Genomic DNA, 14,220 nt, shown 5'->3' on the forward strand with positions numbered 1-14,220 from the left:
CCACCGTGCCCGCGGCGACACCCCTGAGTGATGCCGACTATCAAGCGCAAACCCGTGCTGTGTTGAATCGCATTGAAGCCACTGTCGACCAATGGTTGGACAGCGATGTGATCGACATTGACACCCATCGGTCTGGCGGATTGCTAGAACTCAGCTTCCCGAATGGCAGCAAAATCATCTTGAACACCCAGGCGCCGCTTCAAGAGCTTTGGCTGGCGGCCAAGGCGGGCGGGTTTCACTTCCGCTATGTGGAGGGCGTGTGGCGCGACACCCGCGATGGGCGCGAGTTTCACGCGCTGCTGTCAAGTTTGGCTTCGGCGCAGGCGGGGCAAGCCCTCGCATTCCTGCCGGCTTGAGGCGTGCCGATGGAGGCTGAGATCGCAGCGATCTCAGCGCCGGAATAAATCGAGAATTCCTTTTTTCTCGTCATCAGTGCCAGCGGCCGGCAATTTGGCCTCGTCATTGGCCAGGCTGCGCACGCCCTCCTTGCCACTGTACTCGTCGTAATACCATTCGCCATTGAGGTTGATCACGCCCTCCGGGACGGCAGGCTCCGCGACGGGCTTGCCTCGCAGCGCAAAGTTCATGTATTCAATCCAAACAGGCAGGGACAGGCCACCGCCCGTTTCGCGGTCGCCCAATTTGCGGGGCTGGTCGTAGCCGATCCAGACCACCGCGACGAGCTCTTGCTGATAGCCGGCAAACCAGGCGTCCATCGAGTCGTTCGTAGTACCCGTTTTGCCGTAAATGTCGGGCCGCTTCAACTGCGCTTGCGCCTTGGCGGCGGTGCCACTGCGGGTCACCTCTTGCAGCAGGCTGCTCATCATGAAAGCGTTTCGCGCCTCAATGACACGTCTGTCGTCGCTCAGCGCATTGGCCGGAGCTTCATACAAAACGCGGCCTTTGTTGTCAGTCAGGCGCGCAATCAACTGCGGCGCCACCCGGTAGCCGCCGTTGGCAAACACGGCGAAGCCCTGGGCCATTTGCATCGGAGTGACCGAACCAGCGCCCAGCGCCATAGTCAGGTAGGCGGGATGCTTCTCGGGTTCGAAACCAAAACGGGTGATCCACTGTTGCGCGTAATGGACGCCAATGGCGTTCAGCACCCGGATGGACACCATGTTCTTGGACTTGGCAAGCGCCCGGCGCAAGGTGATTGGCCCGTCAAAGGTGCCGTCGTAGTTTTTCGGCTCCCAGGGCTGGCTGCCCGTGCTGCCGGCGTCGAAGAACAAGGGCGCGTCGTTGACCACTGTGGCCGGTGTGAAACCCTTTTCAAGCGCCGCCGAATAGATGAAGGGCTTGAAGCTGGAGCCTGGCTGCCGCCACGCCTGGGTCACGTGATTGAACTTGTTTTTAGCGTAGTCGAACCCGCCCACCATGGCACGTACCTGGCCATTGCGTGGGTCCAGTGAAATGAAGGCACCCTCTACCTCGGGCAACTGCGTGATGGTCCACTCGTCCTTGCCGGCGCGGGTGGACTTGATCACGCGGATGATGGCGCCCCGTCGGATGCGCGTCTTGGGGTTGCCCTTGTCTGATAGCCCCGAAGTTGCGGGCTTCAGCCCTTCGCCGGTGATGTTGAGCAACTCGCCGCTTTGCAAGGCCGCTTCGACTTTACGGGCATCGGCCTGGAGCACCACGGCCGCCAGCAGTTCGTCATTGGCGGGGTGATCCGCCAACGCCTCGGCAACGCGAACGTCCACCTCTTTGGGGTCTGCAGGGAGGTCGGCATAGGCCTCGGGGCCGCGATAAACCTGACGTCGCTCATAGTCCATGATGCCCCGACGCAGGGCCCGGTAGGCAACCATTTGCTCGTCGGCCCGCAAGGTGAGGTAGACGTTCAAGCCTCGCGTGTAGGCGTCGTCACCGTACTGATTGAAGATCAGTTGCCGCGCCGCTTCGGCCACGAATTCGGCGTGGGGCAGCGAGTCGCTCACATTGCGGTAGTGCAGTACTTCAGCTTTGGCCAGGTCGCGCTGCTCGGCGGTGATGAAGCCATTTTCAAGCATGCGCTCAATGATGTATTGCTGGCGGATATTGGCCCGGCGCGGGTTGTTGATTGGGTTGTAAGCCGAGGGTGCCTTGGGCAAGCCGGCCAGCATGGCGGCTTCGGCGATGGTGATGTCCTTCAGGGGTTTACCGAAATAGACTTCGCTGGCTGCCGCAAAACCGTGTGCGCGGTGACCCAGGAAAATCTGGTTCATGTAGATTTCAAGGATCTTTTCTTTGCTCAGTGCATGTTCAATCTTGAGCGCCAGCAGGATTTCGTAAATCTTTCGGGTGAGCGTCTTTTCGGTCGAGAGATAAAAATTGCGGGCCACTTGCATGGTGATGGTGGAGGCGCCCTGGCTGCGGGATTCACCCACATTGGCCAAACCCGCGCGAATCACGCCGAGATAGTCCACCCCGCCATGCTGATAGAAGCGAGCATCTTCGATCGCCAGCACGGCGTCTTGCATGACTTTCGGAATGTCTTTGATGGCCAGATAGCTGCGCCGCTCTTCCCCGAATTCACCCAGCAATACGCCGTCGGAAGACATCACGCGCATGGGCAGTTTGGGGCGATAGTCCGTCAGCCCGCTGATGTCCGGCAAATTGGGGTAAGCCATGGCCAATGCCAAAGCGAGCAAAAGCGCAACACTCGCCACCATGGCAAGGCCCAGGCCAGCCAGCCAGAGCAGCGCACGGGAGGCCAGTGAGCCGGCAGCGTGCCGGGATGCGGTGCGGGGCTCAGATTTGGAACTCTGAGGGGATTTCTTCTGGGTGTCGCTCATGGGCCTCCGAATGAGTCCGACCATTATAGAAACAGGGGAAAAACCCTGAGCGCCTGTTTTGTGCTGCAAATCGCCCACATTCAAGGTTGGGGCATTGCCGTGTGGATTGCCCCCTTGGCGGGCACAACAGGAGGCGCTGTTTGCGGGGTGCTTGCGAGAAATCCCCCTCTTTTTCGGCGTTTAAGAGCGATCCGTCCCGTGTATGTTTCGCAACGAGCTGTTACTCGCTGTTCTGGCGAATCCTGGGCGCACAAGGACTTTGCTGCTAGCATTCAAGTAACATATTAATAGTCCGGGCCAAAACGTTGGGGGATTCGGGGCGTGGGAATACTTGACGTAGTTTTTAGGCGTAAGCATCCGCCAATGATTGGTTTGGATATCAGTTCCAGCAGCGTTAAGTTGGTGGAATTGAGTCAATCTGCCAACGGCGATATGGTGCTGGAGCGGATGGCCACTGAGCCCTTTGAAAAAGGCTGGATCACCGATGGCCAAATCGAGAAGTTCGATGAGGTGGCCGATGCCGTGCGTCGCGTGTTGGCCCGCAGCGGCAGTAAAACCCGCGACGCGGTGCTGGCCATGCCGCAGTCGGCCGTGATCACCAAAAAAATCATGTTGCCAGCCGGGCTGCGTGATGAAGAGCTTGAAATTCAAGTCGAGGCCGAGGCCAATCAATACATTCCTTTTTCGCTGGATGAAGTGAGCCTGGATTTTTGCGTGATCGGGCCCAGTCCGACCTCGGTGGGCGATGTTGAAGTGTTGATTGCCGCATCGCGCAAAGACCGCGTCCAAGATCGTCAAGGGTTGGCTGAAGCAGCAGGCCTGCGCCCTGTCATCCTAGATATTGAATCGCACGCGTCGCGCATGGCCATGGGGCGTTTGATCGCCAACCTGCCCGGTGGCGGCAAAGATGCCCTGGTGGCCTTGTTTGAAATCGGCGCCGATACGACCAGCCTCAAGGTATTGCGTGACGAAGAAATGCTCTACGACCGCGATCAGGTATTTGGTGGCTCGCAGTTGACGCAATTGATTTCTCGTCAATACGGGTTTTCGTTCGAAGAGGCTGAGCAAAAGAAATTGGCAAATGACTTGCCGGAAGATTTCGAGGCGGCGGTTTTGAATCCATTTGTCGACAGCCTTTCGCAGGAGATCGGGCGGGCATTGCAGTATTTCTTCACCAGCACACCCCATCACAAAGTGCATTACGTAATGTTGGCGGGGGGGACGGCAACCCTGCCGGGCTTGAAGGAGCGCGTGACTGATTTGACCGGTTTTGCCTGCATGGTGGTCAATCCCTTTGAAAACATGACCTTGGGCTCGTCGGTCCGGGAGTCCAAGCTGCGCCGGGAGGCTCCTGCCTATTTGACGGCCTGTGGCTTGGCGATGCGGAGGTTTTTCCAGTGATTCTGATCAACCTACTGCCCTACCGGGAAGAAAAACGCAAACGCCGCAAAGCGGCGTTCTTCGCCGGGCTCGGCTTGTCGGCGCTGGTGGGAGTCGGTTTGCTGATGGCGACATTTGCATTGCTGCAGTACCTGACTTCGGAGCAGCAGCGGCGCAACCAATTTCTCAGCGTTGAAATTGGCAAGCTCGACAATCAAATCAAGGATATTGCCAATCTGCGCGCAGAAATTGAAGCGCTGAAGTCGCGCCAACGTGCCGTTGAAGACTTGCAAACGGACCGCAATACACCTGTGCAATTGCTCAATGAGTTGGCTCGCCATACGCCTGAGGGCGTCTACCTCACCGCGATTCGGCAGTCCGACAAGATCGTGACCGTCAATGGCATTGCCCAGACCAATGAGCGCGTCTCTGAGTTCTTGCGCAACACCTCGCACAATTCTGAGTGGCTGGACAAACCCGAGCTGGTCGAGGTCAAGGTGGCAAATCTGAGCACCAGCAGTCGCGACCAGAAGCGGTTGTTCGATTTTTCGCTGCGCGTCTCCATCAAGGAGCCGGTGCGCGAAGCCCAGGGCAAGGATGCAGCACGAGGCGGCCCCGCAAAGGCGGCCAGCGCACCCGTGGCCAATAAGTCATAACGCAGGCTCAAACAAGCATGGCAGCCCATTCACTCAATTTGAAATTCGATCTCAATGCCGCAATGGAAGGCGTTGCCGATCAGTTTCGTGGCCTCAATCCCAAAGAACCCGGCCAGTGGCCGGTGTTGCCAAAATTGGCGGCGTTTTCAGCCATGGTTGTGCTGGTTTGCGTCCTGGGCTGGGTGTTTGTGCTTGCGGATGAGCAAGCCAACCTGGATACCGAGCGGGGCCGTGAGCCCACCTTGAAGGCCGACTACCAGAACAAGCTCGCGCAAGCCGTCAATCTGCCGGAACTTCGCAAGCAGAAGAGCCAAGTCGAAGAGTATGTGACGCAGCTAGAAAAGCAGCTTCCCGGCAAGGCCGAGATGGACGCTTTGCTGTCCGACATCAACCAGGCTGGCTTGGGACGTGGCTTGCAGTTTGAATTGTTCCGGCCAGGGCAAGTCGTCGTGAAAGACTATTACGCGGAGTTGCCCATTGCACTGCGCGTCTCCGGGCGATATCACGATATCGGCTCGTTTGCAGCCGATGTTTCGAATCTCTCGCGCATTGTGACCTTGCACAATCTGGTGGTCTTGGCACCTACCGGCAAAGAGCTGGGCAGCGGAACCCTGAGCATGGAAGCAACGGCGAGAACTTATCGATATCTGGATGCGCTTGAAGTCGCTGAACAAAAGAAGAGCGTTGCCAAAGCTGCTGCGGGGGCCAAGAAATGAGGCGCGCATCGCGATGGACTGGTGTGGCCGCTGCTCTTGTTGGCGCGATGCTGCTGGGCGCATGTTCAGCCGATATGGATGAGTTGTCGCAGTGGATGGAGCAGCAAAAGCGTGACGCGCATCCGACGGTAACGCCTTTGGTTGCGCCCAAGAAATTCTTGCCGCAGCCCTACGAGGCCGCTGGCGGTGTTGATCCTTTCAGCGCCCAAAAGCTCAGCGTGGCGATCAAGCAAGAGGCCGCACAACCCAACTCTTTGCTCACGGCAGAAATGAATCGCCGCAGAGAGCCCCTGGAGTCGTATCCGCTGGACAGCATGTCCATGGTGGGCAGCATCACGCGGCAGGGCGCGCGCTATGCCTTGCTCCGGGTGGACAACCTTCTGTACCAGGTCAAGACGAATGACTATTTGGGCCTGAACTTTGGTCGCATCATGAAAATCAGCGAGACCGACATCACCTTGCGAGAAGTTGTGCAAGACGCAGCGGGCGAGTGGGTTGAGCGGAGCAGTACCCTCCAGCTTCAGGAGCAGGGACGATGAACAAGAATTATCAGGAGTATTCGAGGATGAGCCTTTGGCGCAATATGGCTGTGGCCATCGGCATAGGGGTGCTGGCCACGGTGCAGGCCTTCGCTCAGACCGAGATCAAGTCGATCACCAGTTTGCAGCAGGCGGGTGTTGAGGTGGTGCGCATTGAATTGTCGCAACCCCTGACCGAATTGCCCAAAGGCTTCACCGTTCAAACGCCGCCGCGCATTGCCATTGATCTGCCGGGTGTGGTCAACGGTATGGGCCGTGCCATGGTGGACATCAACCAGGGTAATTTGCGCTCCGCGAATGTGGCGCAGGCCGGTGAGCGCACTCGCATTGTGTTGAACCTTCGCCAGGCCTCGGGCTATCGCGCGGAGTTGCAGGACAAGGCCTTGTTGCTGGTGCTGGATGCCGCGCCAACCGCAGCCGCCAAAGGCCGTGACGACACCGTTCATTTCTCCCAAAGCCTGAATGCGGAGCCCGAGTCGATTCGGGACATCGACTTCCGCCGGGGCCAGGACGGCGCCGGTCGCGTGATCGTCAATCTGCCCAGCAATCAGGTGGGTGTGGATATCCAGCAGCAAGGCAAGACCTTGGTGGTCGAGTTTTTGCGCTCTAGTTTGCCGGAGGCGCTGCGCCGCCGCATGGACGTGAGTGATTTTGGCAGCCCGGTGCAGTTCATCAGCAGCAGTCAGACGGGTGACCGTGTGCGCATGGTGGTCGAGCCCAAAGGTGCCTGGGAGCACAGCGCCTATCAAAGCGACAACCAATTCGTGCTTGAAGTGCGCCCACAAAAAGTCGACCCGAACAAGTTGACCGCTGGCCCCGGGTATGCCGGCGACAAGCTGTCTTTGAACTTCCAGAACATCGAAGTGCGCGCCCTCTTGCAGGTGATTGCCGACTTCACCAACTTCAACGTGGTGACCAGCGATACCGTCACCGGCAATGTGACCCTGCGCTTGAAGGACGTGCCTTGGGATCAGGCCCTGGACATCATCATGCAAGCCAAAGGCTTGGGCCTGCGCAAGTCGGGCAATGTTTTGTGGATTGCCCCCAAGGATGAGTTGGCCGCCAAAGAAAAGCTGGACCTCGAGTCCAAGGCGCAGATCTCCAGCCTTGAGCCGCTTCGCACGCAGGCAGTGCAGCTGAACTACACCAAGGCCGAGGAAGTCGCCAAGGGTTTGACGGGCCACTCCGTGGGGGGCGCCAACAGTGGTGGTGGGTCGTCCGGTGGCAGCAACGCGGCCACGCGTTTGCTGTCGCCGCGCGGCAGTGTGATGTTCGAGACCCGGACCAATCAGCTCTTCGTGACGGACATCCCGTCCAAGCTTGAAGAGGTCATGGCCATGATCGCCAAGATCGATATTCCGGTGCGTCAGGTGCTGATCGAGGCGCGCATTGTTGAGGCCAATGACACCTTCGGGCGTTCCTTGGGCGTGAAATTGGGTGCCAGCGATCTGCGTGCACAGCAGGGCGGCATTCCGGGTTACAACGTGGGTGGCTCGAACTACGTCACCATCGGTGGCAACTACAACGCGGTGGGCTCGCAGACCAACCAGGGCGCATCCAGCAGCTACAGCAACACCCAGTTTGTGAATCTGCCCGCCAATGTATCGGCGGACGCCTTCGGTGCTTCTGCCTCTGCACAGACATTTGCGCTGTCACTGTTCAATGCAACAGCCAACCGCTTCTTGAATTTGGAGCTCTCGGCGCTTGAGGCCGATGGCAAGGGCAAGATTGTTTCCAGCCCCCGTGTGATCACCGCCGATCAGGTCAAGGCCTTGATCGAGCAGGGCGAGGAGCTGCCCTATCAGGTGGCCACCTCCAGCGGCGCCACCTCCATCCAGTTCAAGAAGGCCGTGCTGAAGCTGGAAGTGACCCCACAAATCACCCCTGAAGGCAGCGTGATTCTGGACGTCGACGTCAACAAGGACAGCCGCGGCACCTTGACGCCACAGGGCTACGCCATCAACAACAAGCACGTGAAGACGCAAGTGCTGGTGGAGAACGGTGGCACGGTAGTGATCGGTGGCATATTCACGCAAGACGAGGCGGAGCAAGAGCAGAAGGTGCCGATGCTGGGCGATATTCCCTATGTCGGGAACTTGTTCAAGTCCAAGTCACGCACCTCGCAAAAGACCGAGCTGCTGATTTTCCTGACGCCTAAAGTGGTGACTGAGCGTGCCACGGTGCGTTAATCAAACGATCACCCCAGGCTTTGCTTGATCAAATGCCTGCATGAAAGATAGTGCGCTGCAACGATGTGAGCGCGGTAGGCGCGCTGCCTCGTAGGCAAAGCAGGAGATTGCTAGAAATGAGCGACAAGAAATTTTCAATAGGCCACGGCCTGATGGTGTGGCTGGGGGGTGCGATCTGCGCGCTGGCCTTGACGGCTTGTGGCGGCGGCGGGTCGGCGGGCACGCCGATTCTCGGGACTGGCACCACCACTGGCTCCACGGGGACAACCACCGACAGCGCCGTGGTGACCATCTCCTTGTCGTCGACCACGGTGACGGCTGGTGCGCCAGCCACTGTGACGGTCAACGTCAAAAACGTTGCGGGCACCGCTTTGGCCGGGCAAGTGGTCAAGTTCAGCTCCGACGCCAGTATGGCCGCTTTCAGCGCGCCCTCAGCCTTGACTGACGGTAACGGCGTGGCGACGGTGATTCTGTCGCCTGCGGTGGCAACTTCCACCGGCGCTGACACTGTCAAGGCCACGGTCAGCTATTTGGGCAAGGACTACAGCGGATCCACCGGCTTTCAACTTACCGCCACCAACGTCACCATTGCCTCCTTTACGTCTGACGTAACCGGCACCTTGTCGGCCTATGGGCAGGCCAATTTGACCGTCACTTTGGCGGGCACGGTGCCCAGCAGCCCGGTGAATCTGGTGTTGACGTCGTCCTGCGCGTCGCTGTCAAAGGGCACCCTGACCCCTGCCAGCCAGAGCACAAGTACGGGTACGGCGACCTTCACATTCCGCGATGGCGGCTGCGGCGCCTCGCAACCCTCTGACAACCTGCAAGTCTCCGTCACTGGCACGGCCTTGACGAAATCGCTCACCCTCCCGGTGAGCTCGCCGGCAGTGACCAGCATTGGCTTTGTTTCCGCGGCCCCGACGAACATCTTCTTGAAGGGGTCGGGCTATGTTGAAAATTCCAATGTGACTTTTGTCGTCAAGGACGCCAACAACAATGGCGTTCCTGGGCAAGATGTGGTGCTGGAGCCGAGCGTTTTGGTGGGCGGCTTGACCCTGGACGGCTCCAATTCAGCCGTGACCAAAAAGACGGACTCGACGGGCCAGGTAATTGTGCGCATCAACTCTGGCACGGTGCCCACGCCAGTTCGGGTGAAGGCCACGTTGGCCAATAGCAATATCTCCACTGTGTCCAGCAGCTTGGCGATCGCGGTGGGCCTGCCTTCGCAACTGGGTTTTTCGGTGGCGCAGGGCACGATCAATATCGAAGGCTATGACATTCAAGGCACAAGCAACACCTACACCGTGATTGCGTCTGACCGCCTGGCCAATGCGGTGCCGGATGGCACGGCAGTGAATTTCATCAGTGAAAGCGGTCAGGTGCAGGCCACCAAGCAAACTGCGCTGGATGCATCAGGCATTGCGACGGCCACGGTCAACTTCAAGAGCGCGGCCCCCATTCCTGCGGATGGCCGCATGACGGTGCTGGCTTATGCCCTGGGTGAAAAGTCTTTCTTGGATGTCAATGGCAACAACGTCTACGACACGGGTGAAGACTTCCAGGATCTTGGCGATATCTTCCTGAACCGCAAGTTCAATGGCACTTACGACGCTGCAGCCGATCAGTACATTTCGCTGAGCACGGGCGCCAGCGGCGCCTGTGCCACGTCGACATCGACGTTGTTGGCGCGAGATACAGCAGCAATTCCTGTTGTTCCCAATACCTGCAGCGGGGCCTGGGGGCGTGCTTATGTTCGCCGTGCGGTGCAGACCATTTTGTCCACTTCAGCAGCCAACCCGGTGTGGGGCAAATCCTGGCCGAAGTTTTCGGATGGCACATCGATGGTCGCAGCGCCAACCGGTAGCTGCCCCTCCTCCATCACCCGCATGACCAGCTACGACGCGGCGGGCAATATGGTCACCAGCAACTACTACCCCTTTGGCACTGCGGGTCTTTACGGGGTGGGCTCTTCGGGGGCCTTGGCCTTCATGGCATCCGACGCGAACTCTGTGGCTTTCAACCCGATGGCTGCAGGAACCACGGTCGGCGTTGCCGCAACGGACGGACTCACCGTCGGTGTGATCGGCGGGTCACCCGTTCCGAGCACGGCCAATCCGACGGCTGTCTTGATCAGCTACAAGTTCACCGCGCCGGCCACTTCGGGCACGATTTCGGTCACCTTCACCTCGCCCAGCGGCTTGGCCACGACGGTGGGGCAGTACGTCACCTCTGGTGCCATGCCGGCGGGCTTCTCGGCTTGCAACTGATCATTTCCCTTGTTGGTATGCCTGGCAGTGGCAAGTCCACGGTTGGGCGGCAGATGGCGCGCCAAATTGGCGTGCCATTTGTCGATTCAGATGCCGAGATTGAAGTGCGCCTTGGCGAAACCGTTCGCGAATTTTTTGAGCGGTCGGGCGAAGACGCCTTTCGTGATCTTGAAAGCGAAGTCATTGCCGACCTTTTGAGCGGGCCTGGTGATTTCGTGCTCGCCACCGGCGGCGGCGCGGTCCTGCGGGAGGCCAATCGGCAGGCTTTACACCAACATTCTGCCGTTTTGTATTTGCGTTCTTCACCGGAAGAGTTGTTCAGGCGTTTGCGCCACGATACGCAGCGCCCCTTGCTGCAGGTTCGTGACCCTTTGCAAAAGTTGCGCGAGCTTTATGCGCAGCGTAATCCGCTCTACCGGAGCTGTGCCCATTTCGTGCTGGAGACCGGGCGACCGACCGTGACGGGCCTCGTCAATATGGCGCTGATGCAATTGGAGTTGGCAGGCTTGCTCGACCCCGCGCGGGTTGCGGCCACCGTGGGCGCTGAGAGGGCTGAACGGAATTGAACCGACATAAGGCCCCGGCCGCTTGAAATGTCGCGGGCCGGGCACGCCCTGCCACCAGGGTTTCTGGTCGGGACCGTACACTTGGGCCCATGACCGCAGCCCCTCACACTGAAAACCGCGTTTCGCCAGCAGTGCAATGTGTTCGCATTGATCTGGCCCAGCAAACCTACGACATCTTGATTGGCTCCAACCAGTTAGGCGATGACGCCAGCTGGAAGAACTTGCCTCGCGCGGGCACCGCCGTGATCGTCAGCAATGACACCGTGGCGCCCCTGTACCTGGCGCAATTGACACAGCGCTTGCAGCCGCACTATGCGCGTGTTGAGTCGGTGATCTTGCCCGACGGCGAGGCGCATAAAACTTGGGACTCGTTGAACCAGATTTTCGACCACCTGTTGGCGTCAGCCTGCGATCGAAAGACGGTGCTGTTCGCCCTGGGCGGCGGCGTGATTGGTGACATGACGGGCTTTGCAGCCGCCGTTTATATGCGTGGCGTGCCCTTTGTGCAGGTACCCACCACCCTGCTGGCCCAAGTCGACTCATCGGTAGGCGGCAAAACGGCGATCAACCACCCGCTGGGCAAGAACATGATTGGGGCGTTCTACCAGCCCGAGCGCGTGATTGCCGATCTGGATTCGCTCGACACTTTGCCGCAACGCGAGTTGTCGGCCGGTTTGGCCGAGGTGATCAAGTATGGCCCCATTGCCGACGCCGATTTTCTGCAATGGATTGAAGACAACCTGGACGCCTTGCTATCGCGCGACAAGGCAGCGCTGGCCTACGCAGTCAAGCGCTGCTGCGAGATCAAAGCCTGGGTGGTTGGGCAAGATGAGCGGGAGCAGGGCTTGCGGGCGATCTTGAATTTCGGCCACACCTTTGGGCACGCCATTGAAACCGGCATGGGATACGGCGCTTGGCTGCACGGCGAGGCCGTGGGCTGTGGCATGGTGATGGCGTGCGATCTGTCGGTGCGGCTGGGTTTGATGCCACCAGATTTTCTGCCTCGCATGCGTCGCCTGATCGAGCGGGCAGGGCTCCCGGTGATCGGCCCCAAGTTGGGGACGGATCGATATTTGGAATTGATGCGGGTGGATAAAAAGGCCGAGTCCGGCGAGATCCGGTTTGTGCTGATCGAGGCGCTTGGGCGTGCGGTCGTGCGATCGGCGCCCGATGCCCTGGTTGCCGAAGTCATCGGCAGTCATTGCGCTTGATCAGGACCCATGGTGCTTGCCCTCTACGCCAGTCATCCGTCGCAGAGCCTGGGGCGCCGTTACCCAGAAATCCCTGCGCCCACCCGGAGCGAATTCCAGCGTGACCGGGACCGCATCATTCACAGCACCGCTTTTCGGCGTTTGGTCTACAAGACCCAGGTCTTTCTCAATCACGAGGGAGACCTCTTTCGCACCCGCTTGACCCATTCGTTGGAGGTGGCGCAATTGGGCCGCTCAGTGGGGCGGAGTTTGGGCCTGGATGAAGACCTCATCGAGGCGATCGCCTTGGCGCATGATCTGGGCCACACCCCGTTTGGCCACGCCGGCCAAGACGTGCTGGACGAATGCATGAAAGCCCATGGCGGGTTTGAACACAACCTTCAGTCGCTCCGGGTGGTGGACAAGCTGGAGCAGCGGTACCCCGCGTTCGACGGCTTGAATCTGTGCTTCGAGACACGTGAAGGAATTTTGAAGCACTGCGCCAAACGCAATGCTCAATTCCTTGAGGCTGCGGAGCCCGGTGGCGTTGCCGCGCGTTTTTTAAACGGTGGGCAAGCCAGTTTGGAGGCGCAGCTCTGCAATCTGGCGGATGAAGTCGCCTACAACGCGCACGACATCGACGATGGCGTGCGATCCGGCCTGCTCGAGTTGGAGCAGTTGGAAGAGGTGCCCCTGGTGCAGCGCTTTTTGCGGCAAGCCTTGGCAGAATATCCAGCGCTGCAGGGCAAGCGGCTGCTGTTCGAAACCATCCGGCGCATGTTGTCGGCGCAGGTCTACGACTTGATCGCCTCCACCGACGCTGCGTTGAAGACTGCGCAAGTTGAATCGGCCGACGCTGTCCGTAAAGCCGGCCCCTTGGTGTGCTTTAGCGCAGAAATGCGTGCCGCCAGCGCCGAGCTCAAGCGCTTCTTGTTTGCCAAGCTCTACCGGCACCCCCAGGTGCAAGACACCCGAATTCGTGCAGAAAAGGTGCTGCGCGACCTGTTCGCCATCTACACCGCCGAGCCGCAACAACTCCCCAGCGACTTTGCCGGCGCCCCAGACGCTCCGCGCGCCTGCGCCGACTACATCGCCGGCATGACCGACCGATTTGCCTTGCGCGAACACCATCGCCTCACCGGCCAGACCTTGTTTTAAAATAATTAGGGTCAGAGTCGAATTAAACGGAGGCCTCATGGCAAGACCGCCCCGCTTGATCCTTGCCGATCAAGCCCATCACGTGATTCAACGCGGCAACAATCGGCAAGTCATTGTTCAGAGCGATGCTGATCGCCAGCAATTCATGGACATGCTGCGGGATTCGGCAGCCACACACAAAGTGGCCATCCACGCCTATGTGTTGATGGACAACCACCTCCACCTGCTGGCCACGCCGGCTGACGCGCAAGGTATCAGCCGGCTGATGCAGTCGCTGGGGCGACGTTATGTGGGTTGGTACAACTTCAAATATCAGCGCACCGGCACGTTGTGGGAAGGGCGGTTTCGGGCTTCTCTGATCGAAAGCGAAGCCTATTTCATGGCCTGCCTGCGGTACATCGAACTCAATCCTGCGCGGGCGGGGATTTGTTCTCGCCCTGAAGATTTCAAATGGTCCAGCTGTGCCGCCCACCTGGGGCAACGCAGCGACACCACTTTGAGTGATCACGCTTTGTTCTGGTCCTTGGGTAATACGCCTTTTGAGCGTGAACACGCCTACCGGGCCTTCTTGGAGCAGGGTGTGTCAGAGGATGAGCGAAAACGCCTGACCGAATCGGTGCTCAAAGGGGCGCCTTTGTGTTCGGCCGTGTTTTTGAAAGAACTGACCCCTCAAGCGCTGGAATCGATGCAACCCAAGCCGCGTGGGCGCCCTCGGGGAACGGTCAAGAAGTTCAAAAAAATCGACTCTGACCCCATTTAATTGATGTGTGCCTGTGGTTCGATTA

General features: G+C 59.2%; 12 protein-coding genes. 11 read left to right on the forward strand and 1 reads right to left on the reverse strand.

Going from position 1 to position 14,220, the window contains the following annotated elements; all coding sequences use genetic code 11:
* Positions 1-23 precede the first annotated feature (23 nt).
* A complete protein-coding gene (gene cyaY, locus PRZ01_RS09755) occupies positions 24-356 on the forward strand; it encodes an iron donor protein CyaY (protein WP_273596652.1) in 333 nt (110 codons plus the stop codon).
* Positions 357-389: 33 nt separating this feature from the next.
* On the opposite strand, the gene PRZ01_RS09760 is transcribed toward cyaY, so the two are convergent.
* Complete coding sequence (locus PRZ01_RS09760) at positions 390-2,774, reverse strand: penicillin-binding protein 1A (RefSeq protein ID WP_409993826.1); 2,385 nt, start codon at positions 2,772-2,774, stop codon at positions 390-392.
* Positions 2,775-3,137: 363 nt separating this feature from the next.
* On the opposite strand from PRZ01_RS09760, the gene PRZ01_RS09765 reads away from it, so the two are divergent.
* From PRZ01_RS09765 to PRZ01_RS09810, 10 genes are all read left to right on the forward strand, one after another.
* Positions 3,138-4,175: a pilus assembly protein PilM gene (locus PRZ01_RS09765; RefSeq protein ID WP_273596589.1), complete on the forward strand. Its 1,038-nt coding sequence runs from the start codon at positions 3,138-3,140 to the stop codon at positions 4,173-4,175.
* On the forward strand, positions 4,172-4,810 hold the full coding sequence (locus PRZ01_RS09770) for a PilN domain-containing protein (protein WP_273596590.1): 639 nt from the start codon (positions 4,172-4,174) through the stop codon (positions 4,808-4,810). The genes PRZ01_RS09765 and PRZ01_RS09770 overlap by 4 nt, the downstream gene beginning before the upstream one ends.
* A 17-nt stretch (positions 4,811-4,827) precedes the next feature.
* On the forward strand, positions 4,828-5,526 hold the full coding sequence (locus PRZ01_RS09775; RefSeq protein WP_273596591.1) for a type IV pilus inner membrane component PilO: 699 nt from the start codon (positions 4,828-4,830) through the stop codon (positions 5,524-5,526).
* The gene (locus PRZ01_RS09780; RefSeq protein WP_409993827.1) at positions 5,523-6,065 is read left to right on the forward strand and encodes a pilus assembly protein PilP; all 543 of its coding nucleotides are present in this window, start codon (positions 5,523-5,525) and stop codon (positions 6,063-6,065) included. The genes PRZ01_RS09775 and PRZ01_RS09780 overlap by 4 nt, the downstream gene beginning before the upstream one ends.
* Positions 6,062-8,254, forward strand: coding sequence for a type IV pilus secretin PilQ (gene pilQ / locus PRZ01_RS09785; RefSeq protein WP_273596592.1), 2,193 nt, complete (start codon positions 6,062-6,064; stop codon positions 8,252-8,254). The genes PRZ01_RS09780 and pilQ overlap by 4 nt, the downstream gene beginning before the upstream one ends.
* 116 nt (positions 8,255-8,370) lie before the next feature.
* Positions 8,371-10,521: a hypothetical protein gene (locus tag PRZ01_RS09790; RefSeq protein WP_273596593.1), complete on the forward strand. Its 2,151-nt coding sequence runs from the start codon at positions 8,371-8,373 to the stop codon at positions 10,519-10,521.
* On the forward strand, positions 10,518-11,087 hold the full coding sequence (locus tag PRZ01_RS09795; protein ID WP_273596655.1) for a shikimate kinase: 570 nt from the start codon (positions 10,518-10,520) through the stop codon (positions 11,085-11,087). The genes PRZ01_RS09790 and PRZ01_RS09795 overlap by 4 nt, the downstream gene beginning before the upstream one ends.
* Positions 11,088-11,176: 89 nt before the next feature.
* The gene (aroB, locus tag PRZ01_RS09800) at positions 11,177-12,298 is read left to right on the forward strand and encodes a 3-dehydroquinate synthase (RefSeq protein ID WP_273596594.1); all 1,122 of its coding nucleotides are present in this window, start codon (positions 11,177-11,179) and stop codon (positions 12,296-12,298) included.
* A gap of 9 nt (positions 12,299-12,307) precedes the next feature.
* Positions 12,308-13,435, forward strand: coding sequence for a deoxyguanosinetriphosphate triphosphohydrolase (locus tag PRZ01_RS09805; protein ID WP_273596595.1), 1,128 nt, complete (start codon positions 12,308-12,310; stop codon positions 13,433-13,435).
* A 37-nt stretch (positions 13,436-13,472) separates the two neighbouring features.
* The gene (locus PRZ01_RS09810; protein WP_273596596.1) at positions 13,473-14,195 is read left to right on the forward strand and encodes a transposase; all 723 of its coding nucleotides are present in this window, start codon (positions 13,473-13,475) and stop codon (positions 14,193-14,195) included.
* The last annotated feature ends 25 nt before the right edge of the window (positions 14,196-14,220 follow it).

It is taken from the genome of Roseateles koreensis (assembly GCF_028595305.1).
GTDB lineage: Bacteria > Pseudomonadota > Gammaproteobacteria > Burkholderiales > Burkholderiaceae_C > Paucibacter_A > Paucibacter_A koreensis.